Source organism: Comamonas flocculans, from assembly GCF_007954405.1.
Taxonomy (GTDB): domain Bacteria; phylum Pseudomonadota; class Gammaproteobacteria; order Burkholderiales; family Burkholderiaceae_C; genus Comamonas_C; species Comamonas_C flocculans.
On the sequence record NZ_CP042344.1, the window covers coordinates 1685340 to 1711086 of the forward strand.

26 protein-coding genes are annotated in these 25747 nt (G+C 67.7%); 19 read left to right on the forward strand and 7 right to left on the reverse strand.

Translation table 11 applies throughout. The annotated features are described in order from the left end of the window. Window positions 1-30: 30 nt before the first annotated feature. Window positions 31-750, forward strand: a complete 720-nt coding sequence (locus FOZ74_RS08190) for a riboflavin synthase subunit alpha (protein ID WP_146912603.1) — start codon at window positions 31-33, stop codon at window positions 748-750. A gap of 96 nt (window positions 751-846) precedes the next feature. Here FOZ74_RS08190 and FOZ74_RS08195 read toward each other — a convergent pair whose 3' ends face one another. The 3 genes from FOZ74_RS08195 to FOZ74_RS08205 form a co-directional block, all read right to left on the reverse strand. Next, complete coding sequence (locus FOZ74_RS08195) at window positions 847-1296, reverse strand: cytochrome c (RefSeq protein WP_146912604.1); 450 nt, start codon at window positions 1294-1296, stop codon at window positions 847-849. 75 nt (window positions 1297-1371) lie between these two features. Continuing rightward, window positions 1372-2592: a HAMP domain-containing sensor histidine kinase gene (locus tag FOZ74_RS08200; protein ID WP_146912605.1), complete on the reverse strand. Its 1221-nt coding sequence runs from the start codon at window positions 2590-2592 to the stop codon at window positions 1372-1374. A 108-nt stretch (window positions 2593-2700) separates the two neighbouring features. Continuing rightward, window positions 2701-3417 (reverse strand): response regulator, encoded by a 717-nt coding sequence (locus FOZ74_RS08205; protein WP_146912606.1) that lies wholly within the window; start codon window positions 3415-3417, stop codon window positions 2701-2703. Window positions 3418-3560: 143 nt separating this feature from the next. On the opposite strand from FOZ74_RS08205, the gene FOZ74_RS08210 reads away from it, so the two are divergent. Further along, window positions 3561-4649: a formylglycine-generating enzyme family protein gene (locus FOZ74_RS08210; protein WP_186764688.1), complete on the forward strand. Its 1089-nt coding sequence runs from the start codon at window positions 3561-3563 to the stop codon at window positions 4647-4649. Here the strand turns inward: FOZ74_RS08210 and FOZ74_RS08215 are convergent. Beyond that, on the reverse strand, window positions 4556-5692 hold the full coding sequence (locus FOZ74_RS08215; RefSeq protein WP_255437512.1) for a GGDEF domain-containing protein: 1137 nt from the start codon (window positions 5690-5692) through the stop codon (window positions 4556-4558). The two genes, FOZ74_RS08210 and FOZ74_RS08215, sit on opposite strands and share 94 nt — an antisense overlap. 107 nt (window positions 5693-5799) lie before the next feature. Further along, on the reverse strand, window positions 5800-7173 hold the full coding sequence (locus tag FOZ74_RS08220; protein WP_146912608.1) for an AmpG family muropeptide MFS transporter: 1374 nt from the start codon (window positions 7171-7173) through the stop codon (window positions 5800-5802). Window positions 7174-7721: 548 nt separating this feature from the next. Here FOZ74_RS08220 and FOZ74_RS08225 point away from each other — a divergent pair. The 3 genes from FOZ74_RS08225 (at window position 7722) to FOZ74_RS08235 (ending at window position 10911) form a co-directional block, all read left to right on the forward strand. Beyond that, complete coding sequence (locus tag FOZ74_RS08225; RefSeq protein ID WP_186764555.1) at window positions 7722-8828, forward strand: phosphotriesterase family protein; 1107 nt, start codon at window positions 7722-7724, stop codon at window positions 8826-8828. A 341-nt stretch (window positions 8829-9169) separates the two neighbouring features. Then, window positions 9170-10057, forward strand: coding sequence for a DMT family transporter (locus FOZ74_RS08230; protein WP_146912610.1), 888 nt, complete (start codon window positions 9170-9172; stop codon window positions 10055-10057). A gap of 44 nt (window positions 10058-10101) precedes the next feature. After that, the gene (locus tag FOZ74_RS08235) at window positions 10102-10911 is read left to right on the forward strand and encodes a M48 family metallopeptidase (protein WP_255437516.1); all 810 of its coding nucleotides are present in this window, start codon (window positions 10102-10104) and stop codon (window positions 10909-10911) included. Window positions 10912-11024: 113 nt separating this feature from the next. Here FOZ74_RS08235 and FOZ74_RS08240 read toward each other — a convergent pair whose 3' ends face one another. Together FOZ74_RS08240 and FOZ74_RS08245 are read right to left on the reverse strand one after the other, a co-directional pair. Further along, window positions 11025-11780 carry a GntR family transcriptional regulator gene (locus FOZ74_RS08240; protein WP_146912612.1) on the reverse strand — a complete coding sequence of 252 codons (756 nt, stop codon included), beginning with the start codon at window positions 11778-11780 and terminating at the stop codon, window positions 11025-11027. Window positions 11781-11785: 5 nt separating this feature from the next. After that, entirely contained in the window at window positions 11786-13486 is a 1701-nt protein-coding gene (locus tag FOZ74_RS08245) for a sigma-54-dependent Fis family transcriptional regulator (RefSeq protein WP_146912613.1), read from the reverse strand. A gap of 238 nt (window positions 13487-13724) precedes the next feature. Here FOZ74_RS08245 and FOZ74_RS08250 point away from each other — a divergent pair, with 238 nt between their 5' ends. From FOZ74_RS08250 to dmpG, 14 genes are all read left to right on the forward strand, one after another. Next, a complete protein-coding gene (locus FOZ74_RS08250) occupies window positions 13725-14018 on the forward strand; it encodes a phenol hydroxylase subunit (RefSeq protein WP_222434162.1) in 294 nt (97 codons plus the stop codon). A 41-nt stretch (window positions 14019-14059) separates the two neighbouring features. Continuing rightward, window positions 14060-15052, forward strand: coding sequence for an aromatic/alkene monooxygenase hydroxylase subunit beta (locus tag FOZ74_RS08255; protein WP_146912615.1), 993 nt, complete (start codon window positions 14060-14062; stop codon window positions 15050-15052). 39 nt (window positions 15053-15091) lie between these two features. Then, window positions 15092-15370 carry an MmoB/DmpM family protein gene (locus tag FOZ74_RS08260; RefSeq protein WP_146912616.1) on the forward strand — a complete coding sequence of 93 codons (279 nt, stop codon included), beginning with the start codon at window positions 15092-15094 and terminating at the stop codon, window positions 15368-15370. A 43-nt stretch (window positions 15371-15413) separates the two neighbouring features. Next, window positions 15414-16961: an aromatic/alkene/methane monooxygenase hydroxylase/oxygenase subunit alpha gene (locus tag FOZ74_RS08265; RefSeq protein WP_146912617.1), complete on the forward strand. Its 1548-nt coding sequence runs from the start codon at window positions 15414-15416 to the stop codon at window positions 16959-16961. A gap of 18 nt (window positions 16962-16979) precedes the next feature. Beyond that, on the forward strand, window positions 16980-17336 hold the full coding sequence (locus FOZ74_RS08270) for a phenol hydroxylase subunit P4 (RefSeq protein WP_146912618.1): 357 nt from the start codon (window positions 16980-16982) through the stop codon (window positions 17334-17336). 80 nt (window positions 17337-17416) lie between these two features. Beyond that, complete coding sequence (locus tag FOZ74_RS08275; RefSeq protein ID WP_146912619.1) at window positions 17417-18484, forward strand: NADH:ubiquinone reductase (Na(+)-transporting) subunit F; 1068 nt, start codon at window positions 17417-17419, stop codon at window positions 18482-18484. 4 nt (window positions 18485-18488) lie between these two features. Further along, the gene (locus tag FOZ74_RS08280) at window positions 18489-18836 is read left to right on the forward strand and encodes a 2Fe-2S iron-sulfur cluster binding domain-containing protein (RefSeq protein WP_146912620.1); all 348 of its coding nucleotides are present in this window, start codon (window positions 18489-18491) and stop codon (window positions 18834-18836) included. 20 nt (window positions 18837-18856) lie between these two features. Continuing rightward, complete coding sequence (locus FOZ74_RS08285; protein ID WP_146912621.1) at window positions 18857-19783, forward strand: catechol 2,3-dioxygenase; 927 nt, start codon at window positions 18857-18859, stop codon at window positions 19781-19783. A 167-nt stretch (window positions 19784-19950) separates the two neighbouring features. Continuing rightward, window positions 19951-20379 carry a GlcG/HbpS family heme-binding protein gene (locus FOZ74_RS08290; protein WP_146912622.1) on the forward strand — a complete coding sequence of 143 codons (429 nt, stop codon included), beginning with the start codon at window positions 19951-19953 and terminating at the stop codon, window positions 20377-20379. Window positions 20380-20416: 37 nt separating this feature from the next. Further along, complete coding sequence (locus FOZ74_RS08295) at window positions 20417-21877, forward strand: 2-hydroxymuconic semialdehyde dehydrogenase (RefSeq protein WP_146912623.1); 1461 nt, start codon at window positions 20417-20419, stop codon at window positions 21875-21877. 72 nt (window positions 21878-21949) lie between these two features. Then, window positions 21950-22816 (forward strand): alpha/beta fold hydrolase, encoded by an 867-nt coding sequence (locus FOZ74_RS08300; RefSeq protein WP_146912624.1) that lies wholly within the window; start codon window positions 21950-21952, stop codon window positions 22814-22816. A gap of 25 nt (window positions 22817-22841) precedes the next feature. After that, the gene (gene dmpE / locus FOZ74_RS08305) at window positions 22842-23624 is read left to right on the forward strand and encodes a 2-oxopent-4-enoate hydratase (protein ID WP_146912625.1); all 783 of its coding nucleotides are present in this window, start codon (window positions 22842-22844) and stop codon (window positions 23622-23624) included. A 27-nt stretch (window positions 23625-23651) separates the two neighbouring features. Further along, complete coding sequence (locus FOZ74_RS08310) at window positions 23652-24569, forward strand: acetaldehyde dehydrogenase (acetylating) (protein ID WP_146912626.1); 918 nt, start codon at window positions 23652-23654, stop codon at window positions 24567-24569. 143 nt (window positions 24570-24712) lie between these two features. Beyond that, a complete protein-coding gene (gene dmpG / locus FOZ74_RS08315) occupies window positions 24713-25747 on the forward strand; it encodes a 4-hydroxy-2-oxovalerate aldolase (protein WP_146912627.1) in 1035 nt (344 codons plus the stop codon).

A 25747-nucleotide genomic window follows, 5' to 3' on the forward strand; every position in this document is an offset into this window, starting at 1 on the left:
GTGGGCCTTGGCTTTTTTCTGCATGGTGCCATGTTCACAGGCATAGTCCAGGCGGTGGCGCGCATCGCCACCATTGAAGACCTCGGCGGTCTGCGCAGCCTGAGCATCGATTTTCCCGACGGTTTCTGCGAGGGCCTGACGCTGGGCGCGAGCGTGGCGGTGGACGGCGTGTGCCTTACCGTGACACGGATCGAATCGCCCACTCGGGCGCGCTTTGACGTGATGCAGCAAAGCCTTGCGGTCACCACGCTGGGCGGCTACGGCGTGGGCCAGCAGGTGAACGTGGAGCGCGCCGCGCGCGAGGGGGCGGAGATCGGCGGACACCCGCTGTCGGGCCATGTCGACTGCAGCGCGCGCCTGGCGCAGGTGCGCGCGCTGGAGAACAACCTGGTCTGGCGCATCGCCATGCCGGCCAGCCACATGCGCTATGTGTTTGCCAAGGGCTACATCGCGGTCAATGGCGCCAGCCTCACGGTGGCCGAATGCGACCGTGAGGCGGGCTGGTTCGAAGTCTGGCTGATCCCCGAAACGCGCCGCGCCACGGTGTTCGAGCACAAGCGCGAGGGCGACGTGCTGAACGTCGAGGTGGAGCGCACCACCGCCGTGATGGTCGATACCGTGCACGAGGCGGTGCGCGAACGCCTGGCGCCGCTCACCGCGGCCGTCGAGGCCTTGCTGGCCGCGCAAGGGCGATCGCTGCAGGATTTCGCGAAGCTTGCGCCGTCTCCCTCAGGGAAAGGCTTGGTGTGAGCGCCACGGGCGCGCGCGGGCCCGCCGTCGTCGTCACGCAGCCTCTCGCCCAAGCCTGACCCCGAAAGGGGAGAGAAAAAACCGCCAGGCCGGGCTTCACGGGCCGTAGAAGTGCGCCAGGAACTTCGCACGGAAACCGATGTGGCAGCCGTCGCAGCTTTGCTGCATCTTGTCGTAGCTGCTCGCGGCGGCCGCGCCATCGTGCTCTTGCGCGGCGGCCTGCAGTCGGCCGGCCGCGGCTTTCACCTGCAGGTCGTGGTTGCGAAAGGCGGGCGCGTCGGTGAACAGCCAGCCCAGTATGCGCAGTTTCTCGGCGGGCGGCGGCTCTGCGTGGTGGGCCAGGCGCCCGGCATGGCGGGCCACCGCCGGCCAGTCCTGCCGCTGGATGCCGGCCGCCACGGCTTCGGTGTCCGTCTGCATTTGCTGCATCGCGCCGCGCAAGTGCAGCGGCTCGGCATCGGTGGGCCTGGGCGCCAGGCCCAGCGCCGCCGCCAGGGCGAGTGCGCCCAGCAGCGCCAGCACGGCGCACCAGCGTAGCAACTTCATGGAGCCTCCTGTGGGCGGCCATGGTAGGACTTGCCCATCTGCGCTCTGGCGGTACCCGCGTTGCGGGCAGTGGCTTCAGGGTGTGGAGAGGGGCAGCTGCAGCACGAAGCTTGCGCCCCGCGCCCCGTCGGGGCGGGCCTCGCAGCGCACGCTGCCGCCGTGGCGCTGGGCGATGGAGTGCACCAGCGCCAGGCCCAGGCCCACACCGCCGCTGCGCTCGCTGGCGCCGGGCAGGCGGTAAAAGGGCTCGAAGATGCGCTCGCGCTGCGCCGGGGGCACGCCGGGGCCGTGGTCGCTCACGCGCACCCGCACCACGCCGGGCCCACGGCTGAGGCTGAGCTGCACCGGCCCTTCGCTGTAGCGGCGCGCGTTTTCCAGCAGGTTGCGCACCGCGCGGCGCAGCAGCCGCACGATGCCGGGCAGCTCGGGGATGGCGGCGCCTTCGTCCAGCTGCAGCTCGGCGTCCACGCGCGCGCACTCTTCGGCCGCCAGACCCACGAGGTCCACCATCTCCACCGTGCCGACGTTGTCGGCGCCGGCGTCCAGGCGGCTGGCCAGCAGGATCTCGTCGATCAGCTGATCGAGCTCGGCGATGTTGCGCTGCATCTCGGCGAGCGCATCGGGTGAGGGCTGCCCGTTCTCCAGCAAGCCCATGCCCATGCGGATGCGCGCCAGCGGCGAGCGCAGCTCGTGCGAGGCATTGGCCAGCAGCGACTTGTGCGACTGCACCAGCGCCTGGATGCGCGCCGCCGCGGCATTGAACTGGCGCGACAGCTGCGCCACCTCGTCGTGCCCCTGCTCGGGCACGCGCACCGACAGCTTGCCTTCGCCAAAGCGCTGCACGCTGCGCTGCAGGCGCTCCAGGCGCTGCAGCAGCCTGCGGATGATGGGGAAAACGCCCAGCGTGACCGCCAGGCCAACGAGCGCGAGTATCCAGAGAAAACCATAGGGCGGGGCCAGCCAGAAGGGGCCATTGCGGTGGCTGCCGCGCCCCCCCGCAGGGCGCACGCGCGGGGCCATCTGCAAGGTATAGAGCGTGCCGTCGGCGGCTTCGATCTGGTAGCTCACGCCGGCCTCCCAGGGCCCGGGCTCGCGCGTGGCCATGCCTTGCACCAGGGTCTTCCCCTGGGCGTCGCTCAGTTTCAGCTCGCGCGGGGCCGGCGCGTTGAAGGTCTGCGCGTTGTGCTCGGCAGCGACGCGCCAGGCCCAGCCCACGACCAGCGCGAACACCAGCACGCCGCCTACGGTGGCCAGCCAGATGCGCAGATAGAGACGGCGGGAAAAGGGTCCAAGCATGGCGGAAGGCGCCCCGGCTTCAGGCCTCGCGGCTCGGGTGTGGAGAGGACATGGAGCGCGAGCGGGCCTTGGCTGGCTGAACGCCCGGTTGACGCGGCTCAAGCATGCTCAGTCCTGGTGCTTGGCAAAGACATAGCCCACGCCGCGCACGGTGAGGATGCGCTTGGGGTTCTTCACGTCGGCCTCGATCGCGGCGCGGATGCGGCCCATGTGCACGTCGATGGAGCGGTCGAACGCCTCCAGCTCGCGCCCGCGCACGGCCTCCATGATCTGGTCGCGCGTGAGCACGCGCCCGGCCCGTTCGGCCAGCGTCACCAGCAGGTCGAACTGGTAGGAGGTGAGCTCGGCCGGTGCGCCGGCCACGCTCACGGTGCGGGCGTCACGGTCGATCTCCAGGCTGCCGAAACGCATCACGTTGGCCTCCTGCTGCGCGCCGCCGCCCCGCCGGCGCAGGATGGCGCGGATGCGCGCCAGCAGCTCGCGCGGCTCAAACGGCTTGGGCAGGTAGTCGTCCGCGCCCACTTCCAGGCCGATCACCCGGTCCATGGGATCGCCCTTGGCCGTCAGCATGAGGATCGGTACCTTGCCGGTGTTGCCCGGCAGCGCACGCAGGCGCCGGCAGACCTCCAGTCCGTCCATGTCGGGCAGCATCAGATCCAGGATCACCAGGTCGGGCAGGGTCTGTGCGCCCGGGGTCTCCACCCGGGCGAGGCCTGCCGCGGCGTTGTCCACGTGCTCGACCTGCAGCGCCGATTGCTGCAGGTACTGCACCACCATCTGCGCGAGGCGGTGGTCGTCTTCGATCATCAACAGCTGTGCGCTCATGGCCTTATCCTGCGTGCCTGCCTTCTCGCGGTGTTGAAGCCAGTGTAAAGCCGGAGTAAAAGATGACTTCTGGATTGATAGCTGGAGGCGCTTGCCGGACAAGCGCTGCAGGCCGATTTGTGCAATTTGCCGTGAGGCTGGGCATGGCGCTGCTTGCGGCGGCCCTGCCGGGCTGCGCCGCGCCACCGACGCCGGGCACGGGCCTGGTCGACAGCCTCGGACTGCGCTTCGTCGCCATTGCCGCAGGGGAGTTCCTCATGGGCAGCGATGAAGACCCGGGGCAGCTGGCCCGGGTCTATCCGCATGCCGAGATGCGCCGCCTGCGCGGCCTGGCCGACGAAGCGCCGGTGCACCGCGTGCGCATCACGCGCACCTTCTGGATGGGCAAGACCGAGGTCACCGTGGGGCAGTTTCGCCGCTTCGTGCAGCGCTCGGGCTACGTGCCCGAATCGGTGCGCGATGGCACGGGCGGCTATGGCTACAACCCGGCCTACGACGCCGCGCGCAGCCCGCGCCATGACGCCTTCGAGGGGCGTGATCCGCGCTATTCCTGGCAGAACCCGGGCTTTGCGCAGACCGACGCGCACCCGGTGGTGAACGTGAGCTACAACGACGCGCTTGCCATGGCCCGCTGGCTGAGCAAGCAGGAAGGCGTGGCCTATCGCCTGCCCACCGAGGCCGAATGGGAGTACGCCGCGCGTGCCGGCACGCGCACGCGCTACCCGGCGGGCGACGAGCTGGACGCGCTGCTGGCCAGCGCCAACACCTTCGCGCGCGAAACCGCGCAGCTCTGGCCGCAGTGGCGGGACGAGGCCGCGCCGGGTGAAGACGGCTTTGTCTTCACCGCGCCGGTGGCCAGCTTGGCGCCCAATGCCTGGGGCCTGTACGACATGATCGGCAACGCCTGGGAGTGGTGCGCGGACTGGTATGGCGAGGACTATTACGCGCGCTCGCCCCTCGACGACCCCCAGGGCCCGGGCGAAGGCCAGGTGCGCGTGCGCCGCGGCGGCTCCTGGCACACCTGGCCGCTGTATGCGCGCGTGGCGTTTCGCAACTGGAACACGCCGCAGACGCGCTATGTGCTGGTGGGCTTTCGGCTGGTGCGCGAGGGTGGTGCCAGTGCCGCCTTGCAGCCCGATCAGGCGCAGGCTGCCGCGTCTGCGGCGGCGCAGACTGGAGGCGCCGGCTCCGCGCAGGCGATGCGGTCGCGCCCGAGGCGCTTGGCGCGGTAGAGCGCATCGTCGCTGCGCTTGAGCAAGGCGCCGCACGCCTCGTCGCCGCCCAGCAGCGCCACACCGATCGAGACCGTCACCGCGACGCGGACGCCGCCCTCCAGGGTGAGCGCCGCGTCCGCCACCGCCGCACGCAGGCGCTCGAGCAGGCGCCGGCCTTGCTCGGGCGTGGTATCCACGAGCATCAGCACGAATTCTTCCCCACCCCAGCGCGCCAGCACGTCGCTTGCGCGCAGGCTTTTTTGCGCCGCGGCGGCAAAGGCCTTGAGCACCTGATCGCCGACCGCATGCCCGTGGGTGTCGTTGATCTGCTTGAAATGGTCCAGGTCCAGCTGCGCAAGCAGCAAGGGGCGCCGGCTGCGCTGGGCGCTCAGGCAGGCCACGCGCAACGCCTCCTGCATGTAGCGGCGATTGGGCAGGCCGGTGAGTTCGTCGCGCGTGGCCAGCGCGTGGATGTGGCGCACGGCGCTGGCCAGCTCCTGCTTCTGGCGCTTGAGCAGCTGGCGCATGGCGCGGATGCGCAGCGCCAGCACCGTGCTGCTGGTCAGCACCACGATGACGGCCAGCATGTAGACCGTGGCCAGCGCCGGGGCCGGGGCGTCCTGCGTGCCCCACTGGATCACCGCGCCGGCCACCGCATACAGCGTCAGGCTGTAGGCGAGCAGCGCCTTGATCTGGCGCTCGCTGAGGTTGAACACGCCAAACACCATCACCAGAGCGAGCAGCGGCAGCACGATGCCGCGCGCCTGCCCCGCGATCACGTAGGCGGCGGCGTTGCTCGTGAAGGCGGCGCCGATCTGCACCGCGGTGAAGGCCGGGTCGCGCCAGCGGCGCGTGCGGCCGCTGCGGATCAGCGCAAAGCAGACCAGCGCCCACAGGCCGCTTGCCAAGGCCCACCAGTGCACCGGCCGGGCCTGCGCCAGATCGGCGGCGGCCACCCATTCCATGGACACGATGCTCGCCGCCATCACGGCGCAGGTCAGCAGCGTGAGCGCCAGCGGTCGGCGCAGCCGCGCGTCGCTGCCGAGCAGCACGCGCCGCATGCCAGCACCAAGGCTGACTCGCCCTGCGGGCCCGGCCTGCATTTGTCCTGTGTCTCCCCTTGACCGCGTGTGCGGCGGGGTACTGTAGGCCTTTGCCGCGGATTTGCCTAGTAGTCAGCCGCTGGTAAGGGGGATCGGCTAGCGCAGGTCTGCGCGCGTGCCGCCAGCGCCACCAGCACCAGCACCGGCAAGCCCAGCAGCGCCGTGCCGATGAAAAACGGCCCATAGCCGTGGGCATCGACGAACTGCCCCGAAAAGCCCGCCAGCCATTTGGGCAGCAGCAGCATCATCGAGGAGAACAGCGCGTACTGCGTGGCCGAATAGCGCACGTTGGTCAGGCCCGACAGGTAGGCGATGAAGGCGGCCGAGGCAATGCCACCCGCGAGGTTGTCGGCCGAGATCACGCCGATCAGGCCGGTGAGGTCGTGCCCGCGCGTGGCCAGCCAGGCGAACAGCAGGTTGCTGGCGGCCGAGAGCACCGCGCCGAGCATGAGCACGCGCATCACGCCCAGGCGCATCGAGAGCACGCCGCCCATGAAGGCGCCGGCCAGCGTCATCACCACGCCGAAGACCTTGGTGACGGCCGCCACCTCGTCCTTGGTGTAGCCCATGTCCACGTAGAAGGGGTTGGCCATGATGCCCATCACCACGTCGCTGATGCGGTAGATGGCGATGAGCGCCAGGATCAGCGCCGCCTGCCAGCGGTAGCGCTGGATGAAGTCGGCAAAGGGTGCGAGCACGGCGCCCCTGAGCCATTCGCCCAGGTTCTTCGCCGGCGCGAGCGGGCGCGGCGCGGGCTCGGGCGAGAGCAGCACGGTGAGCGTGCCGACCAGCATCGACGCGGCCATGACCAGGTAGGCGGCGCGCCAGGCGGCGAGCTGGTAGCCGCCCGCGTCCGCGACCTCGGCGCGCGCCGCAATCCACAACACGCCAGCGCCGGCCCAGATCATCGCGAGCCGGTAGCCCGTCTGGTAGGTGGCCGCCAGCGCCGCCTGGCGGTCGGTGTCGGCCGATTCGATGCGAAACGCGTCCAGCGCGATGTCCTGGGTGGCCGAGCCAAACGCCACCAGCAGCGCAAACCACACCATGGGTCCGAGCGCCTCGCGCGGATCGACCAGTGCCATGCCCACGAGGCCCGCGACCACCACGCCCTGCGCCAGCAGCAGCCAGCTGCGCCGGCGCCCGAGCAGGCGCGTGAGCCCGGGCAGCGCCAGCCGGTCCACCAGCGGCGACCAGGCCCACTTGAAGGCATAGGCAAGGCCCACCCAGGAGAGGTAGCCGATGGTGGTGCGGTCGATGCCCGCCTCGCGCAGTCGAAACGACAGCGTGCCCAGCACCAGCAGCAGCGGCAGCCCGGCGGCAAAACCCAGCGTGAGCATGCGCAGGCTGGCGGGCTCCAGATAGACGCGCCAGGCGGCAAGCCAGGAGCGGCGCCCGCCCGATGCGGGCGTGGAGGCTGAAGCGGGAGGGGGACTGGACATGGGCGTGAACCGGCGCGGGCGGGGCCGTCCATTATCGGCAGGCGCTGGCCAGGCGCGGAGGGGCTGTGAACGGGCTGCGCCCGGCCCATGGATGTGGTTCTTTGCGTGGCGGCACGTTTTGCGCCCCGGGGGCCGTTTTTTGCGGGGTCGGTCTCGAAAGGCCTGTCACCGGCTCCGCCGGATGGAAGACCAGGCGATTGGCGCCGCCTGCGGCGAAGGCCTTGCCTGGTTCTGACGATTTCCCTGCATGTTGTCGGGCACATGCATTGCCCCAGGGCGGTCTGCATGCACCTCGCATGTCGGAGTCGGGGCAGTTCGGGGAGGGGCGGTGCTTTTTGCAGCCGGTCGCGGCGGTTATCGGCAAAAAGAGCAATGTTGCAGCCCGACGGGCTGGGCCCGACATCGATGGCAAGAGCTTGTGCAATGGTGCAGCCGGTACTTCTTTTGTCCGCTGTGGGAAATAGGGCAAATGCCTCACGAAATTTCCCGGGACGGACGGCGCACCGTATCCATCCATTTCAATCCATGATCAAGGAGATAGCATGAGAATGAGAACACTGTGGTTGCCGCTGGTCGTCGGCGCGGCCCTGGTTGCCTGCGGCGGCGGGTCCGATGGCAATGCCCTGCCGGATATCAGCGGGAAAGTGCTGACCGTGAATGGACCCATGGAGCCGGCCAAACTGGGCATTACCTTGCCGCATGAGCATATTTTCATCAACTTCGCGCCGCTCGACCATATCGTGCCGGAGCCGACGGATATCAACGTCTTGACGCCGGACAGAAACCCGGGCGGCCTGACCTATTATCCCGACGCATTGGAGGAAATTGAGCGTTTCAAGGATTTCGGCGGTGGCACGATTGTCGACGTGACGAATTTCGGCCTGTCTCGCGATCCGAACGCGCTGAAGAAAATATCGGACGAATCCGGCCTGAATGTCATCATGGGCGCGGGCGTCTATATGCGGCCATTTCACCCGGCCGACATGGACAAGGTGACGGTCGAGGAATTGACGCAAATCATCGTCGACGATGTGACGGTCGGCGCGCAGGGGACGGAGATCCGCTCCGGCGTCATCGGAGAGATCGGCCTTGGCGATTTCTCCACGCCCGACACGCTGATCGACAACGAGGTCAAGAGCGTGACCGCCGCCGCGCGCGCTTCGCGCCTGACCGGGGCGCCGATCAACCTGCACACCTTCGTGACCGAGCGGGCTGCGCACGAGGTGCTCGACATCCTGGAGAAAGAAGGCGTCGATCTGAACCACGTGACCATGTCGCACGTCGGCGGCAGCGCCAGTTTCGACATGGATGCGATCGTCAGGTTGATAGACCGCGGCGTGTACGTCGAGCGCGACTTCCTCGGGCAGGCGCCTGGCTCTGCCATGGGCGGCTCCAGGCCGGAGCAGGTCGCCGACTGGGTCGTTGAACTGGCGGCCAGGGGGGACAAGTACGCCAAGCGCATTCTGCTGTCCCATGACATCTGCATTCAGGACCAGTTGTACATGAACCAGGGCGGTGGCTACGCCTACATCCTGGAAAAGGTCGTGCCTTTGCTGGAAGGCAGGGTCAGCGCGGGCGTCATCGACGACATCCTCAAGAACAACCCGCAGCGCGCGCTGGCTTTCACCAGGCCGCAAGAGCTGCGCAAGAGCTGAGGCGCTTGCGCGAACAGGTGCCCCGCGAGGGGCGCGGCACCTGTTCGCCGCCCGGGGCGGGCCGAGCAACTGCCCCGCATCCCGTTGGCCATCGGCGCCGCGCTGACCTTGCACGGAGCTGGGCCAGCGGCCGCGCAATGCAGGGGCCGGGTCGCGCGATCGGGATTCTCTGGCTCAATCTGGATGAAATTGGGCTCCAGCGCTTGTGGGGCAAGCGCTGAAAGCTATGGGAGAGCTAGCATTTCAGGCTGCATCAGCAAGTCCTGGCGACTCCTGGTGCGCTCTCGATTTATGGGATATTTCGCCCCTTGCCCCAGGCGTGTGCCCCATTCCCCTGTTTCATGACGACAGCCCCCACCTCCTCGCGCGGCGTTCTGCTGGTGCTGTTTGCCGCCATGCTCTGGGGCAGCACCGGCACGGCGCAGGCGCTCGCGCCCTCGGGGCTGTCGTCCTATTGGGTGGGGGCGCTGCGCGTGGCGCTGGCGGCAGGCTTCTTCGTGCTGCTGGCGCTGCGCTCGCCGGTGCAGCGCGGGCCCTGGCCGTGGACGCGGCTGCTGCTGGCGGCGGTGTGCATCGCGGCCTACAACCTCAGTTTTTTCGCCGGGGTGCGCGCCAGCGGCGTGGCGCTGGGCACGGCGATTGCCGTGGGCAGCGCGCCGATCTGGGCGGGGCTGATCCAAACCCTGGTGCAACGGCGCCTGCCGCCGCCGCTGTGGTGGCTGGGCACCCTGGTGAGCGTGGCCAGCGGCGCGCTGATGACTCTGGCGCAGGGCGAGCAGCTGCAGCTCACGCCCGCGGGCGTGGCGCTGTGCCTGACGGCGGGCCTGTCCTATGCCAGCTACACCCTGCTGAACAAGGGCCTGGTGCTGCATCTGGGCGCGGCCTGGACCAACCTCGGCGTGTTCGGCGTCGCCGGGCTGCTGTCGGTGCCGGCCGCGTGGTGGCTGAGCGGGCCGCTGCCCGCGCTCGGCGGCAGCTGGGGCGTGGTGCTGTTCCTCGGGCTGGTGAGCACGGGCCTGGCCTATCTGCTGTTTTCCAGCGGGCTGCGCCATATTTCGGGCGCCACCGGCGTGACGCTGGCCCTGGCCGAGCCGGTGACGGCCTTCGTGCTGGCGGTGCTGGTGGTCGGCGAATTTCAGCCGCTTGCTGCCTGGCTGGGGCTGGCCGGCGTGGTCGCTGGGCTGTTGATGGTGGTGCGCGCCGAGCTCAGGGCCGGCGCGGCACGATGAAGTTTCAGGGCAAGAGACAAGAAACGAAAGCAGGAAGACGGCAGATGGTGGGACGGCGCGCATTCGTGCTGGGCCTGGGCGGCCTGGGGGCGGGCTCGGCGCTCGCGCAGGTGGACGTGGGTTCGGCCTCGTCCATGGCGCGGCTGGTGCCGGCGCAGACGCTGGAGCGGGCCGCCGCCGAGCAATACGCCGAGCTGCTGGCGCAGGCGCGCCGCCAAGGGGTGCTGGCGCGCATGCAGGATCCGCAGCTGCTGCAGTTGCACGCGGTGGCGCGCAAGCTGATCCCTTTCGCCCTGCAATGGAATGAGCGCTCCCGCGCCTGGCGCTGGGAGGTCAACCTGATTCGCAGCCGCGAGGTCAACGCCTTTTGCATGCCGGGCGGCAAGATCGTCTTCCATGCCGGCATCCTCGACCGCCTGCGGCTCAGCGAGGACGAGATCGCGATGGTGATGGGCCACGAGATGGCGCATGCGCTGCGCGAGCATGCGCGCGAACGCCTGGCCAAGACGCAGGCGACGAACATCGGCATCAACCTCGGCGCCCAGCTGCTCGGGCTGGGCGACCTGGGGCGCATGGCGGCGCACCTGGGCGGGCAGCTGCTCACGCTCAAGTTCAGCCGCTCCGACGAGCGCGAGGCCGACCTGGTCGGCCTGGAGCTGGCCGCGCGCGCGGGCTACGACCCGCAGGCCGCGCTGAGCCTGTGGCGCAAGATGGGCGAGGTGAGCGGTGCGGGCGGCGCGGGTTTTCTTTCCACCCACCCGGCGGGGCCCGAGCGCATCGCCAGCCTGCAGAAGAACCTGCCCAAGGTGCAGCCGCTGTACGAGCAGGCGCGTACCCGGCAGGCGGGGCAGTAGGCAGCCTTCGAATTCCAGATCAGCCGATCGCTTTGTCGGCTTCGCTTGCCGTGCGGCAGCAGCCCTGTCTGCGCTTCGCCTTCGCGTGCCCGGTCGATCATCTGGAATCGGAATCAGGCCAGCAGCGCCTCGCCGACCTGGTGGGCGTCGGCGCTGGGCAGGGTGATGCGGCCCTCGCGCAGCGCGCGGATCAGCGCGTCGGGCGTGGCGCGGATGTGCGCTTCCAGCGCCAGCGCGGCGCGCGCGTCCTGGCCGGCCATTGCGTATTCGTAGATCTCGGTGTGCTCGGCATGCACCTCGCGCTGGCTGCCGGGCAGGTGCATGCCCACGCTGCGGTAGCGCTCGCTGTGGCGCGAGAGCAGGCGCAGCACGCGCAGCGTCCAGGGCGAGGCGTGGCCCGAGAGCAGTGCCTCGTGAAAGCGCAGGTTGAGCAGCTCCCATTCGCGCCGGCGCGCGGGCACGATGGGCTCGGCGTGCGACAGCGCGGCGTAGGCGGCCTGCACCGCCTCGCGCCAGGCGCTGTCGCCCGCCTGGATGGACTGGCGCAGCGCCTCGGTCTCGATCTGCACGCGCAGCCGGGTGATGTCTTCCAGCTCTTCCAGCGCGATCGGCGCGACGCGAAAGCCGCGCTGGCCCTCGGCGACGACGAGCGCGTCGCTCACCAGCCGGGTGATGGCCTCGCGCAGCGTGCCGGCGCTGACCTCGTAATGGTCCTTGAGGTGCTCCACGCGCAGCTTCTCGCCGGGCGCCAGGCGTCCTTCGATGATGTCGGCGCGCAGTTGTTCGTAGGCGCGCTCTATCAGCGTGCGCGCGCCGCCGTTCTGGCCGTTGGCGCCAAGGCTGTGGGGGGTGATGCTGCGTTTGGCCATGGCGCTCAGCTTTCTCGGATCTTGCTCAGGCGGTAACTCAGTTGCGCGCGCGTGAGGCCCAGCAGCCGCGCCGCCGCCGCCAGGTTGCCCTTGCTGCGCGTCACCGCTTCCTCGATCAGGCCGCGCTCCATCTGCTGCAGGCCCAGGCCCTGGCCCAGCACCTGCTCCAGCAGCGCGCCGCCCGCCGGTTTGGCCTGGGCCGAGCGCAGCCGTCCCGAGGCCTCCAGCGTATGCGCGCCGGCGCTGTCGGTGAGCCGGGCGTGCTGGGCAAACAGGTGCTGTGCCTGCAGCGGCTGGCCCACGTCGGCCAGGATCACGCCGCGCTCGATCAGGTTTTCCATCTCGCGCACATTGCCCGGCCAGGCGTATTCGCGCAGCGCCAGCAGGGCCTCGTCGGTGAAGCCGTTCACATGCTTGTCGTGCTGGCTGGCAAAGCGCTGCAGCAGGTGCTGGGCAAAGGCCTCGATGTCCTGCCTGCGCTCGCGCAGCGGCGGGATGCGGATGGGATAGACGTTGATGCGGTAGTACAGGTCTTCGCGAAAGCGCCCGGCGCGCACCGCTTCCAGCAGGTCCACATGGGTGGCGGCGACCAGGCGCACGTCCACCTGGCGCGGCTGCGAGGAGCCCAGGCGCTCCACCTGCCCGTCCTGCAGCACGCGCAAGAGCTTGGCCTGCGCCGGCAGCGGCAGCTCGCCGAGCTCATCCAGGAACAGCGTGCCGCCGTGCGCGCGCTCGAAGCGCCCGGCGCGCGCCGCGTCGGCGCCGGTGTAGGCGCCCTTTTCGGTGCCGAAGAGTTCGGATTCAACCAGATCGCCGGGCAGCGCCGCGCAGTTCACCGCCACGAAGGGCTTGGCCGCGCGCGGGCCCAGGGCGTGCAGGGCGCGGGCAAAACGCTCCTTGCCGGTGCCCGTCTCCCCCGTCAGCAGCACGGTGACCTGGGTGTCCGCGGCCTTGCGCAGCAGCGTGGTGGCGGCGGTGAAGCCCGGCGAGCGCCCGATCATCGGGCCCAGCGCGTCCACCGGGGTTTCGGGCGCGTCGTCGGCCGGCATGCGGCTGAACCAGGCGGCGACGGCGGGCGTGCCTTCGCTCGGCGGCAGGGCGTCGCTGTCGTAGTCGCGCGCCAGCAGCTCGCCCTCGCCGTCGGGCCAATCGGCCACCGGCCAGCCCTCGATGCGGCAGTGCGCATGGCCGCTGCCCACGCAGGCCACTTCCTTGTAGAGCACGGGGCGCCCCATGAAGGCGCTGGTATAGCCCGAGGCATAGCCCAGCAGCATCCAGCACACCGGGTCTTTCTGCGGCCCGAAATCGCGCAGGTGCGACTCCACCTCCCAGGAATGGTCCCAGCGGAAGATGCCGTGAAAGCGCCCTTCGCCGACATCGAGCTGCAGCAGTTCGGGCGTGACCTGGACGGCGCCTTCGAGCATGTGCAATTGCGGCCCCACGGCAAACATCGAGAAAATGTCCTCGCTGGCACGCAAACGCCGTGCCAGCGCCGCGTCGCGCTCGCCCGAGGCGTAGCCCGCGCGCAACAGCAGCCGGCGCGTGCCCGCCATGCCCAGGGCCTGCACCATCTCGCGGCGCAGCGTGCCGAGCGAGGCCGCATGCATCAACACCATGCGCTGGCCGGCAAGCCAGATGCGACCGTCGGCCGACGAGAAGCGCACCTGGCGGCGCAGGTCGGCATCCGACGGCAGGGTGGCGGGCATGGGTGTTCAAATCTCGATAAGTTGAGGTGCTGAGCGACCGGAAATTGATGAAATCATGAAATCCGTAGTGCAGCAATGATGCAAATGATCAATTCAAAACGCAAGGCCTTTGCCAGCGGCTTGGCAGAAATTTGATCTTCCTCAACTTGGGCCTCGGCGGCTTAGGGGTTTACCCGCGAATTTTCGGGCTTTCGGTCATTTTCTCGATAACTGGCACGCTAGCTGCATGGTCATGGGCATGACCGAAGCAGCCCAAACCCCCACCCCCGAGCACTTTGACGTGTCGCTGCGCTTCATCCGCATCGTGGAGGAGCACCGCAATGGTCTGGTCGAGTTCGAGTTTGCCGCGGGCGAACCCGACCTGTACGTCGAATTGATCCTGCCACGCGCGGAGTTCGAGGATTTCTGCCGGATGCAGGGCGTGGAGCCCACGCACGGGCGCCTGCCCCAGCACGAACACGACAGCCTGGATGCGCACTGGGACTGGAACCTGCGCGATGCGCGCGAGCACCACCTGCGCCAGCCGTCCTGAATCGCCTTCCCCATTCATAGCAAAACGAGGAGACCTGTTTCATGCAAATCGACCTGCGTACCGTCAGCATCACGCCGCTGCGCCAGACCTACAACCACATCGCCGACTACCTCGGCGCCGACAAGGCGGCGTCGCGCTACGTCGAGGCGACCATGGGCGTGCAGGGCACGACCAACTTCCACTACCGCCCCACCTGGGATCCCGAGCGCGAGATGTTCGACGAGCGCCGCACCGCGATCAAGATGAAGGACTGGTACGTGCTCAAGGATCCGCGCCAGTACTACTACGGCAGCTACACGCAGGCCCGGGCCCGCATGCAGGAGACGGCCGAGAGCGACTTCGACTTCGTCGAGAGCCGCGGCCTGGCCGAGAGCTACGACGACGGCGCGCGCCGCGCGGCGCTGGACTTCTACATTCCGCTGCGCCACGTCGCGTGGGGCGGCAACCTGAACGGCGGCTACCAGAGCGCCTACGGCTACGGCACCGCGATCACGCAGGCCAGCCTTTACGCGAGCATGGACCAGCTCGGCATCGCCCAATACCTCACGCGCCTGGGCCTGCTCATGGGCAACGAGGCCGAGCTGGAGGCGGGCAAGCACGCCTGGCTCAACGCCCCGGCCTGGCAGCCGCTGCGCAAATACGTCGAAGACAGCTTCGTCATCAAGGACTGGTTCGAGAACTTCGTGGCGCAGAACATGGCGCTCGACGGCCTGCTCTTCGGCCTGGCCTACCGCGAGGTGGACCGCAAGCTCAACGAGCGTGCCGGCCCGACGATCTCCATGCTCACGCGCTTTCCGGCCGAGTGGTTCCCCGAGACCAGCAAGTGGGTCGATGCCGTGGTCAAGGCCACCGCCGCCGAAAGCGCGGAGAACAAGGCGCTGCTCGAAAAGTGGTACGCGCACTGGGTGGCGCGTGCGCAGGAGGCGCTCGCGCCCGTGGCCCAGCTGGCGCTGGGCGAGGAGGCCGGCGAGGCCCTCGCGCGCGTGCGCGCCCAGCTCGACGCCCGCATGGCCAAGGCCGGCCTGGCGGTGTAAACGCCCGTCCCCGCATTCACGAAGAAGGAGACAGACGAGATGACCCAAGTACCCAACGTCTTCATCGCGCTGCAGCGCAATGAGGAAACCCGCCCGATCGTCGATGCGATCCTGGCGGACAACCCCGGCGCCCTGCTCGACGAGCAGCCGGCCATGGTCAAGATCAACGTGCCCGGGCGCCTGGTGGTGCGCCGCAGCACCATCGAGCAGGAGATCGGGCGCGACTTCGACCTGCAGGAGCTGCACGTGAACCTGATCACGCTGACCGGCCACATCGATGAATCCGACGACGAGTTCGTGCTGAGCTGGGTGCACTGAGCCGCCCGCGACACCAGAAACATCCACCCCAAGGAGACCGATCATGGACATGAAAGTCAACAAGAAGCTGGGCCTGAAAGACCGCTACAACCGCATGACGCGCGACCTGAACTGGACGCCCAGCTACCAGTCGCTCAAGGACATCTACCCCTACCTCGAATACGAGGGCATCAAGATCCACGACTGGGACAAGTTCGAGGACCCCTTCCGCATGACGATGGACGCCTACTGGAAGTACCAGGGCGAGAAGGAGCGCAAGCTCTACGCCATCCTCGATGCGTTCGCGCAGAACAACGGCCACCTGGGCGTGACCGACGCGCGCTACATCAACACGCTGAAATTGTTCCTCACGGGCGTCTCGCCGCTGGAATACATGTCGCACAAGGGCTTTGCGATGCTGGGGCGCCAGTTCCAGGGCGCGGGTCCGCGCGTGGCCTGCCAGATGCAGTCGCTCGACGAGATCCGCCACGCTCAGACGCAGATCCACGCGATGAGCAACTACAACAAGTACTACAACGGCTTCCAGGACTGGCAGCACATGCACCACCGCGTGTGGTATCTCAGTGTTCCGAAGAGCTTCTTCGAGGATGCCGTCACCTCCGGGCCGTTCGAGTACATCCTCTCGATCAGCTTCGCCTTCGAGTACGTGCTCACCAACCTGCTGTTCGTGCCCTTCATTTCGGGCGCGGCCTACAACGGCGACATGGGCGCGATGGCCTTCGGCTTTTCGGCGCAGTCCGATGAATCGCGCCACATGACGCTGGGCCTGGAAGTCATCAAGTTCGTGCTCGAACAAGACCCGGACAACCTGCCCATCGTGCAGAAGTGGATCGACAAGTGGTTCTGGCGCGGCTACCGCGTGCTGACGCTGGTGGCGATGATGATGGACTACATGCTGCCCAAGCGCGTGATGAGCTGGAAGGAAGCCTGGGAGATCTATGCCGAGGAAAACGGCGGCGCGCTGTTCCGCGACCTGGCGCGCTACGGCGTGAAGGTGCCGCTGGGCTGGGAGCAGGCGTGCAAGGAAAAGGACCACCTCTCGCACATGGCGTGGAACGTGTTCTACAACTACGGCGCCGCCGCCCCCTTCCACACCTGGGCGCCGAGCGAAGAGGACATGAAGTGGCTCTCGGCCAAGTACCCGGACAGCTTCGACAAGTACTACCGGCCCCTCTGGGAGCACTACGCCAGCGAGCAGAAGGAGGGTCGGCGCTTCTACAACAAGACCCTGCCCATGCTGTGCCAGGTCTGCCAGGTGCCGATGTTCTTCACCGAGCCCGACGACCCGACCAAGATCGCCTACCGCGAGAGCGACTACCAGGGCATGAAGTACCACTTCTGCTCGGACGGCTGCAAGCACATCTTCGACAACGAACCCGAAAAGTTCAAGCAGAGCTGGCTGCCGGTGCACCAGATCTACCAGGGCAACTGCTTCCCCGAGGACGTCGATCCGACCAAGCCCGACTTCGACCCGCTGATGGAAGTGCTGCGCTACTACAAGATGGAGTTCGGCCGCGACAACCTGGACTACGCCGACTCGCAGGACAAGAAGAACTTCGACACCTGGCGCGCCCAGGCCACCACGAACTGATTGAAGGAGACACACACCATGGCCGTCGTATCCCTGGGCGCCTACGAGTTTGAAGCGAAGGATGCCCCCGAGAAATTTCCCGCCCCGCTGCTCTACGTGGGCTGGGAAGACCACAAGATGTTCTGCGCGCCGCACTGCGTGCCCATGCCGCCCGCCACCGTGTTCGGCGACTTCGTGAAGAACGTGCTGCCCGACATGTACGGCGCTCACCCGGACTTCGCCAAGGTCGACTGGAGTCAGGCCGAGTGGTTCAGCTCGGGCCGGCCCTTCACGCCCGACATGGCCAAGACCATGGCCGACAACGGCATCGGCCACAAGAGCGTGATCCGCTTTCGCACCCCGGGCCTGACCGGGCTGGGCGGCAGCTGCTTCTGATTGGAATTTGAGCGAAATATGGCTCCAGCGCTTGACAGGCAAGCGCTGGAAGCTATGAAAACAGAAGTCAACCGAGTCGTATGAGCTACCAACTGACCATCGAACCCCTGGGCCAGACGCTGGACGTCGAGGACGGTCAGACCATCCTGGACGCGGCGCTGCGGGCCGGCATCTACCTGCCCCACGCCTGCTGCCACGGCCTGTGCGGCACCTGCAAGATCCAGGTCCTCGATGGCGAGATCGACCATGGCGAAGCAAGCAGCTTCGCGCTCATGGAGTACGAGCGCGAAGAGGGCAAGGCCCTGGCCTGCTGCGCCATGCTCGAGTCCGACGTGGTCATCGAAGCCGAGGTGGACGAGGAACCCGACGCGCGCAACCTGCTGGTACAGGACTACAGCGGCACCGTCACGCGCATCGAGAACCTCACGCCCACCATCAAGGGCGTGTGGATCAAGCTCGATGCGCCCATCGAATTCCAGGCCGGGCAGTACATCAACCTGAAGATACCGGGCGAGCACGGCGCGCGCGCCTTCTCCATCGCCAGCAGCCCGGCGCGCGCGCACGAGATCGAGCTCAACGTGCGCCACGTGCCGGGCGGGCGCGGCACCGGCTGGGTGCACGAGCAGCTCAAGGCGGGCGAGCGCGTGCAGCTGGCCGGCCCCTACGGGCGCTTCTTCGTGCGCCGCAGCGCGCACGACAAGGAGGGCCTGGGCTATCTGTTCCTGGCCGGCGGCTCGGGCCTGTCCAGCCCCTGCTCCATGGTGCTGGAGCTGCTGGAAAGTGGCTGCGACAAGCCGATCACGCTGATCAACGGCGCGCGCTCGCGCGAGGAGCTTTATCACCACGACGAGTTCACCCGCCTGGCGACAGAGCACCCCAACTTCACCTACGTCGCCGCGCTCTCCAACGAGCCCGAAGGCAGCGACTGGAGCGGCGCGCGCGGCTTCGTGCACGACGCGGCCAAGGCGCACTTTGGCAACGACTTTCGCGGCCACAAGGCCTATCTGTGCGGCCCGCCCCTGATGATCGAAGCCTGCATCAGCACCTTGATGCAGGGGCGATTGTTCGAGCGCGACATCTACACCGAAAAGTTCATCTCCGCGGCCGACGCGCAGCAGGTGCGCAGCCCGCTGTTCCACCGGGTCTGAAGCAATGCCCGCCTACCACACCGTCACCATCGTCGACACCGGGGAGAGCTACCGCTGCCCGGACGAGCGCTCGGTGCTCAAGGGCATGGAAGCCCTGGGCAAGAAGGGCATTCCCGTGGGTTGTCGCAACGGCGGCTGCGGCGTGTGCAAGGTGCAGGTCGAATCGGGCAGCTACTCGCAGCGGGTGATGAGCCGCGCGCACGTGAGCGCCGAAGACGAGGCCGCGGGCCGCGTGCTCTCGTGCTGCATCAAACCCACCAGCGACCTGAGCGTGAGCGTGCTCGGCGCGATGAAGAAAAACGTTTGCCGGCCAGCGCCCACGACCGGCACCACCCCCGTTTACCCAACCTGAAAGTCAAGAAGGAGATCGCTATGGCATTGACCGGTGTTTTGCGTCCAGGGCATGCACAGATACGCGTGCTGGACCTGGAAGAATCGGTGAAGTGGTACACCGACGTCATGGGCCTGCAGTACCAGGGCCGCGACAAGCAGGGCCGGGCCTATTTCAAGACCCGCGCCGAGCGCGACCACAACAGCGTCATCCTGCGCCAGGCCGACCAGGCGGGCATGGACTTCTTCGGCTTCAAGGTGCTGGACAAGGCCACGCTGGATGACCTGGAGAAGAAATTGCAGGCCTACGGGGTGGCCACCGAGCGCATGCCGGCCGGCGACCTGCTGGAGACCGGCGAGCGTGTGCGCTTCAAGATCCCGACCGGGCACACCATCGAGCTGTACGCCGACAAGGCTGACGTCGGCAGCGCCTGTGGCACGACCAACCCCGACATGGACGTGATCGACCAGCCGGGCATCATTCCCATCCGCCTGGACCACTGCCTGATCTACGGTGATGACCTCGAAGGTGCGCTGGATCTGTTCACCAAGGTGCTGGGCTTCACGCTGGTGGAGCGCGTCAAGCTGGAAGACGGCAAGACCGACTTGGCCGTGTGGCTCACCTGCAGCGCCAAGGCGCACGACATCGCCATCGTGCGCCACGGCGAGAAGGACAAGTTGCACCACGTGTCCTTCCAGCTCGGCAGCTGGGAGCAGGTGCTGCGCGCGGCCGACATCATGAGCAAGAACCGCGTGTCCATCGACATCGGACCGACGCGCCACGGCATCACCAACGGCACGACGATTTATTTCTTCGAACCCTCGGGCAATCGTCTGGAGACCTTCAGCGGCGGCTACGACCACTACCCGGACATGAAGCCCATCACCTGGACCTGGGATGAAGTGGGTGCGGGCATCTTCTACCACGACCGCAAGCTCAACGACGCTTTCCTGAGCGTAGTGACCTGAGGTTTTTTCTCCTTCCCCCTTTGGGGGAAGGCAGGGATGGGGGCGGGGGCCATGACCAGCTCCGGAGCTTGGATGCGCCCCCGGCCCCCACCCCAACCCTCCCCCAAAAGGGAAGGGAGTGAACCAACGCGCCCCGTGGAGACGGGTTTGCCATCTGGAGATCGTGCATGAGTCACAGTGTGGAACAACGCGCCATCACCGCCGAGGCGGCCAACGCCGCCGTCGTCGCAGCCGTGGCCAGGGCGCGGGAGCTGGGCATACGCATCAATGCCGCAGTCACCGATGCCTCGGGCGTGCTCGCGGCCTTCCTGCGCATGCCCGGCGCCTTTCTGCATTCGGTGGACATCGCCATCGACAAGGCCTACACCGCGGCCGGTTTCGGCTTTGCCACCGCCGAGTGGGCCCAGGTGCTCAAGGGCGACGAGGCGCTGCGCCTGGGCATGCCGGTGCGCCCGCGCAACGTGGTGTTCGGCGGTGGCCTGCCGATCCGCGAGGCGGGCGTGCTCATCGGCGGCATCGGCGTCTCGGGCGGCTCGGCCGAGCAGGACGCCGAATGTGCCCGCGCGGGCCTGGCCGCGCTGGGTCTGGATCAGTGACCGGTTCAGAGCAGTTTGAACACAACGAGAGCAGTACATGAAAGAGTTTCTGAACTTCATCAATGGCGAATACGTGAGGAACGCCAGCGGCAAGACCTTCGAGAACCGCAACCCGGTGGACAACGGCCTGATCGGCAAGGTCTGGGAGGCGGGCCAGCCAGAAGTGGATGCCGCCGTCGCCGCCGCCAAGGCCGCGCTCAAGGGCGACTGGGGCCGCATGTCGGTGGTGGAGCGCTGCAAGCTGCTCGATGCGCTGGCCATCGGCATCAACCAGCGTTTCGACGACTTCCTGCAGGCCGAGATCGCCGACACCGGCAAGCCCAACCACCTCGCCTCGCACGTCGACATTCCGCGCGGCGCGGCCAATTTCCAGATCTTCATCGACACCATCAAGAGCGTGTCGACCGAGTCCTTCAACATGCGCACGCACGACGGCAAGACGGCGCTGTCCTACGGCGTGCGCACCCCGCGCGGCGTGATCGCCGTGGTCTGTCCGTGGAACCTGCCGCTCTTGTTGATGACGTGGAAGGTGGGCCCGGCGCTGGCCTGCGGCAACACCGTGGTCGTCAAACCATCGGAAGAAACACCGGCGACGGCCACGCTGCTGGGCGAGGTGATGAACGCGGTCGGCATGCCCGCGGGCGTGTACAACGTGGTGCACGGCTTCGGCCCGGATTCGGCCGGTGAATTCCTCACCCGCCACCCCGACGTGAACGGCATCACCTTCACCGGCGAGACGCGCACCGGCACGGCCATCATGAAGGCCGCGGCCGAGGGTATACGCCCGGTGTCGCTGGAGCTGGGCGGCAAGAACGCCGCCGTGGTGTTCGACGACTGCGATTTCCAGGTGGCGGTGGATACCGTCACGCGCTCCGCCTTCGAAAACTGCGGCCAGGTCTGCCTGGGCACCGAGCGCGTGTACGTGCAGCGTCCGCTGTTCGACAAGTTCGTCGCCGCGCTCAAGGCCAGGGCCGAGGCCATGACGCCCGGGCTGCCGTTTGATCCCGCCACCAGAATCGGCCCGCTCATCAGCAAGGAGCACCAGGCCAAGGTGCTGGGCTACTACCAGAAGGCGGTCGATGAAGGCGCGACCGTGGTCACCGGCGGCGGCGTGCCCGAGATGCCCGAGGCGCTCAAGGACGGCTGCTGGGTGCAGCCCACCATCTGGACCGGATTGAGCGAGACGGCCAGCGTGGTCACCGAGGAAATCTTCGGCCCCTGCTGCCACATCGCGCCGTTCGACACCGAGGACGAGGTGCTGGCCAAGGTCAACGCCAACCGCTACGGCCTGGCCACGGCCATCTTCACCCAGGACATAGGCCGCGCCAACCGCATGGCCCAGGGTATCGAGGTAGGCCTGGCCTGGATCAACAGCTGGTTCCTGCGCGACCTGCGCACGCCGTTTGGCGGCTCCAAGCAGTCCGGCATAGGGCGCGAGGGCGGCGTGCACTCGCTGGAGTTCTACACCGAGCTGCGCAACGTGATGGTGAAGTTGTAAGAAAAAAGTGGCTCAAACGCTTGCCTGGCAAGCGCTGCAAGCTATCAAGACAATGAGCAATACAGGAAAGCAATGACCGAGCCCTGCGCCGCCAACCCGGAAATCGCCCACAGCATCGATGCAGCGGGCCTGCGCACCAACTACCACGACAGAGGCAGCGGCGCGCCGGTGCTGCTGATCCACGGCTCCGGTCCGGGCGTCTCGGCCTGGGCCAACTGGCGCACGGTGATGCCGGCGCTGGCCGAGCGTGCGCGCGTCATCGCGCCGGACATGGCGGGCTTTGGCTACAGCGAGCGCCCGGTCGGCTTCGTCTACGGCATGGATGCCTGGGTGCGCCAGGCGGTGGGGCTGCTGGACGCGCTGCAGATCGCCCGCGCCGACCTGGTTGGCAATTCCTTCGGCGGGGCGCTGGCGCTGGCGCTGGCCATCCGCCACCCCGAGCGCGTACGCCGCCTGGTGCTCATGGGCAGCGTGGGCGTGTCCTTCCCGATCACGCCGGGGCTGGACGCGGTCTGGGGCTACGAGCCCTCGGTGGCCGCGATGCGCGCGCTGCTGGACATCTTCGCCTTCGACCGCACGCTGGTCAGCGACGAGCTGGCGCAGCTGCGCTACGAAGCCAGCATCCGCCCGGGGTTTCAGGAATCGTTTGCCGCCATGTTCCCCGCGCCGCGCCAGCGCTGGGTGCAGGCGCTGGCCAGCAGCGAGGCCGACATCCGCCGCATCCCGCATGAAACCCTGATCGTGCATGGCCGCGAGGACCAGGTCATCCCGCTGGAAAATGCCTATCGCCTCACCGCCTTGCTTGCCCGGGCGCAACTGCACGTCTACGGACGCTGCGGGCACTGGACGCAGATCGAGCACGCCGCGCGCTTCGCCCGGTTGGTGGGCGACTTCCTGGCCGAGGCCGGGCCCGACGAGCCCCTGCCGCTGCCCCGTTGAACCGAACCGCACAGACGAGAGAACCATGACCCCTGCCATCCACAAGCGACTGGGCCGCGAGCTGCACCAGGCGCTCAACGACTGCACCGTGCTGGCGCCGCTGAGCCAGCGCCACCCCGAGATCACCCTTGCCGACGCCTACGCCATCCAGCAGCAGCTGATGAAGCTGCGCCTGGCCGCGGGCGAGCGCGTCATTGGCAAGAAGATCGGCGTGACCAGCCAGGCGGTGATGGACATGCTGGGCGTGTTCCAGCCCGACTTCGGCTGGCTCACCGACGCCATGGTCTACAACGAGGGCGAGGCCATCCCGATGAGCCGCCTGATCCAGCCCAAGGCCGAGGGCGAGATCGCCTTCGTGCTCAGGAAGACGCTCAAGGGCCCGGGCGTGACCGTGGCCGACGTGCTGGCCGCCACCGAGGGCGTGATGGCCTGCTTCGAGATCGTCGATTCGCGCATCGAGGACTGGAAGATCAGGATCCAGGACACCGTGGCCGACAACGCCTCCTGCGGCGTCTTCGTGCTCGGCGACCGGCTGGTGGACGTGCGCGACGTGGACCTCACCACCTGCGGCATGGTGCTGGAGAAGAACGGCGAGATCGTCGCCACCGGCGCGGGCGCCGCCGCGCTCGGTCACCCGGCCAATGCGGTGGCCTGGCTCGCGAACACCCTGGGCGCGCATGGCACCGCGCTGGAGGCGGGCGAAGTGGTGCTCTCGGGCTCGCTGGGCGCGATGGTGCCGGTCAAGACGGGCGACAACCTGCGTGTGACCATAGGCGGCATCGGCGGCTGCTCGGTGCGGTTTGTCTGAGCCGCCAAGGAACAAAGGAGTGAAGTGATGAGCAAGAAAGTGAAATGCGCCCTGATCGGCCCCGGCAACATCGGCACCGATCTGCTGGCGAAATTGCAGCGCAGCCCGGTGCTGGAACCCGTGTGGATGGTGGGCATAGACCCTAGCTCCGACGGTCTCAAGCGCGCCCGCGAGATGGGCATCAAGACCACCGACCAGGGCGTCGATGGCCTGGTGCCGCACATCAAGGCGGACGGCGTGCAGATCGTCTTCGACGCCACCAGCGCCTACGTGCACGCGGAAAATTCGCGCAAGGTGATTGCCGAGGGCGCGATGATGGTGGACCTCACGCCCGCCGCGATCGGGCCCTACTGCGTGCCGCCGGTCAACCTCAAGGCGCACGTGGGCAAGCAGGAGATGAACGTCAACATGGTCACCTGCGGCGGCCAGGCGACGATCCCGATGGTGGCCGCGGTCAGCCGCATCCAGCCAGTGGCCTATGGCGAGATCGTGGCCACGGTGTCGAGCAAGTCCGCCGGCCCGGGCACGCGCAAGAACATCGACGAATTCACCCGCACGACGGCGGGCGCGATCGAGCGCGTGGGCGGCGCCAAGAAAGGCAAGGCCATCATCATCATCAACCCGGCCGAGCCGCCGCTCATCATGCGCGACACCGTGCACTGCCTGACCGAGACCGAGCCGGACGAGGCGGCCATCCGCAAGAGCATCGAAGAGATGATGGCCGAGGTGCAGAAGTACGTGCCCGGCTATCGCATGGTCAACGGCCCGGTGTTCGACGGCAAGCGCGTCTCCATGTACCTGGAGGTCGAGGGCCTGGGCGACTACCTGCCCAAGTACTCGGGCAATCTGGACATCATGACGGCCGCCGCCGCGCGCACCGCCGAGATGTTCGCCGAAGAGATTCTGGCCGGGCGCCTCAAATTGGAGCCCGCCATCGCAGCCTGACGAATTTTCTCCCTCCCCCGCTGGGGGAGGGCAGGGGTGGGGGCTGACGGCGCTCGCACAGGCAAGTTGTCTTGGTTGAGCCCAAGCCCCCATCCCGACCTTCCCCCAAAGGGGGAAGGAGCCAAGACAGAAAGGACATGAACATGAGCATCAAAGGCAAGAAAGTCACCCTGCACGAGATGGCGCTGCGCGACGGCATGCACCCCAAGCAGCACCAGATCAGCATCGAGCAGATGAAGGCGGTCGCCACCGCGCTGGACGCGGCCGGCATGCCGCTGATCGAGGTCACCCATGGGGACGGCCTGGGGGGTGATTCGGTCAACTACGGCTTTGCCGCGCACACCGACGAGCAATACCTCAAGGCGGTGATCCCGCTGATGAAGCAGGCCAAGGTTTCGGCCCTGCTGCTGCCCGGCATAGGCACCGTCGATCACCTGAAGCTGGCGCACGAGGTCGGCGTGCACACCATCCGCGTGGCCACCCATTGCACCGAGGCGGACGTCTCCGAGCAGCACATCACCATGGCGCGCAAGCTCGGCATGGACACCGTGGGCTTTCTGATGATGAGCCACATGAACAGCCCCGAGGGCCTGGTCAAGCAGGCGAAGCTGATGGAAGGCTACGGCGCCAACTGCATCTACGTCACCGACTCGGCCGGTCACATGCTGCCCGAGGATGTGCGCGCCAAGCTCGGCGCGGTGCGGGGCGCGCTCAAGCCCGAGACGGAACTCGGCTTTCACGCGCACCACAACCTCGCCATGGGCGTGGCCAACTCCATCACCGCGATCGAGATGGGCGCCAATCGGGTGGATGCGGCCAGTGCCGGTCTGGGCGCGGGCGCGGGCAACACGCCGATGGAGGTGCTGGTCGCGGTGCTCGACCTGATGGGCGTGCAAACCGGCGTGGACGTGTTCAAGATCCAGGACGTGGCCGAAGACCTGATCGTGCCGATGATGGACTTCCCCATCCGCATCGACCGCGATGCGCTCACGCTGGGCTACGCGGGTGTCTACGGTTCCTTCCTGCTGTTCGCCAAGCGCGCCGAGAAGAAGTACGGCGTGCCCGCGCGCGAGATCCTCGTCGAGATGGGGCGCCGGGGCTGCGTCGGCGGGCAGGAAGACATGATCGAGGACACCGCGCTCACGCTCGCGCGCCAGCGCGGCCTGAAGGTGGCCTGA

What these genes read in the sequence shown, in the direction of transcription:
- FOZ74_RS08310 (WP_146912626.1), top strand. Translation starts at nt 23,652, where the DNA reads ATGAGCAAGAAAGTGAAATGCGCCCTGATCGGCCCCGGCAACATCGGC.
- FOZ74_RS08190 (WP_146912603.1), top strand. Translation starts at nt 31, where the DNA reads ATGTTCACAGGCATAGTCCAGGCGGTGGCGCGCATCGCCACCATTGAA.
- FOZ74_RS08200 (WP_146912605.1), bottom strand. Translation starts at nt 2,592, where the DNA reads ATGCTTGGACCCTTTTCCCGCCGTCTCTATCTGCGCATCTGGCTGGCC.
- FOZ74_RS08270 (WP_146912618.1), top strand. Translation starts at nt 16,980, where the DNA reads ATGGCCGTCGTATCCCTGGGCGCCTACGAGTTTGAAGCGAAGGATGCC.
- FOZ74_RS08300 (WP_146912624.1), top strand. Translation starts at nt 21,950, where the DNA reads ATGACCGAGCCCTGCGCCGCCAACCCGGAAATCGCCCACAGCATCGAT.
- FOZ74_RS08220 (WP_146912608.1), bottom strand. Translation starts at nt 7,173, where the DNA reads ATGTCCAGTCCCCCTCCCGCTTCAGCCTCCACGCCCGCATCGGGCGGG.
- dmpE (WP_146912625.1), top strand. Translation starts at nt 22,842, where the DNA reads ATGACCCCTGCCATCCACAAGCGACTGGGCCGCGAGCTGCACCAGGCG.
- FOZ74_RS08195 (WP_146912604.1), bottom strand. Translation starts at nt 1,296, where the DNA reads ATGAAGTTGCTACGCTGGTGCGCCGTGCTGGCGCTGCTGGGCGCACTC.
- FOZ74_RS08210 (WP_186764688.1), top strand. Translation starts at nt 3,561, where the DNA reads ATGGCGCTGCTTGCGGCGGCCCTGCCGGGCTGCGCCGCGCCACCGACG.
- FOZ74_RS08235 (WP_255437516.1), top strand. Translation starts at nt 10,102, where the DNA reads ATGGTGGGACGGCGCGCATTCGTGCTGGGCCTGGGCGGCCTGGGGGCG.
- FOZ74_RS08215 (WP_255437512.1), bottom strand. Translation starts at nt 5,692, where the DNA reads ATGCGGCGCGTGCTGCTCGGCAGCGACGCGCGGCTGCGCCGACCGCTG.
- FOZ74_RS08265 (WP_146912617.1), top strand. Translation starts at nt 15,414, where the DNA reads ATGGACATGAAAGTCAACAAGAAGCTGGGCCTGAAAGACCGCTACAAC.
- FOZ74_RS08285 (WP_146912621.1), top strand. Translation starts at nt 18,857, where the DNA reads ATGGCATTGACCGGTGTTTTGCGTCCAGGGCATGCACAGATACGCGTG.
- FOZ74_RS08275 (WP_146912619.1), top strand. Translation starts at nt 17,417, where the DNA reads ATGAGCTACCAACTGACCATCGAACCCCTGGGCCAGACGCTGGACGTC.
- FOZ74_RS08290 (WP_146912622.1), top strand. Translation starts at nt 19,951, where the DNA reads ATGAGTCACAGTGTGGAACAACGCGCCATCACCGCCGAGGCGGCCAAC.
- FOZ74_RS08295 (WP_146912623.1), top strand. Translation starts at nt 20,417, where the DNA reads ATGAAAGAGTTTCTGAACTTCATCAATGGCGAATACGTGAGGAACGCC.
- FOZ74_RS08280 (WP_146912620.1), top strand. Translation starts at nt 18,489, where the DNA reads ATGCCCGCCTACCACACCGTCACCATCGTCGACACCGGGGAGAGCTAC.
- dmpG (WP_146912627.1), top strand. Translation starts at nt 24,713, where the DNA reads ATGAGCATCAAAGGCAAGAAAGTCACCCTGCACGAGATGGCGCTGCGC.
- FOZ74_RS08225 (WP_186764555.1), top strand. Translation starts at nt 7,722, where the DNA reads ATGAGAACACTGTGGTTGCCGCTGGTCGTCGGCGCGGCCCTGGTTGCC.
- FOZ74_RS08245 (WP_146912613.1), bottom strand. Translation starts at nt 13,486, where the DNA reads ATGCCCGCCACCCTGCCGTCGGATGCCGACCTGCGCCGCCAGGTGCGC.
- FOZ74_RS08260 (WP_146912616.1), top strand. Translation starts at nt 15,092, where the DNA reads ATGACCCAAGTACCCAACGTCTTCATCGCGCTGCAGCGCAATGAGGAA.
- FOZ74_RS08205 (WP_146912606.1), bottom strand. Translation starts at nt 3,417, where the DNA reads ATGAGCGCACAGCTGTTGATGATCGAAGACGACCACCGCCTCGCGCAG.
- FOZ74_RS08250 (WP_222434162.1), top strand. Translation starts at nt 13,725, where the DNA reads ATGACCGAAGCAGCCCAAACCCCCACCCCCGAGCACTTTGACGTGTCG.
- FOZ74_RS08240 (WP_146912612.1), bottom strand. Translation starts at nt 11,780, where the DNA reads ATGGCCAAACGCAGCATCACCCCCCACAGCCTTGGCGCCAACGGCCAG.
- FOZ74_RS08230 (WP_146912610.1), top strand. Translation starts at nt 9,170, where the DNA reads ATGACGACAGCCCCCACCTCCTCGCGCGGCGTTCTGCTGGTGCTGTTT.
- FOZ74_RS08255 (WP_146912615.1), top strand. Translation starts at nt 14,060, where the DNA reads ATGCAAATCGACCTGCGTACCGTCAGCATCACGCCGCTGCGCCAGACC.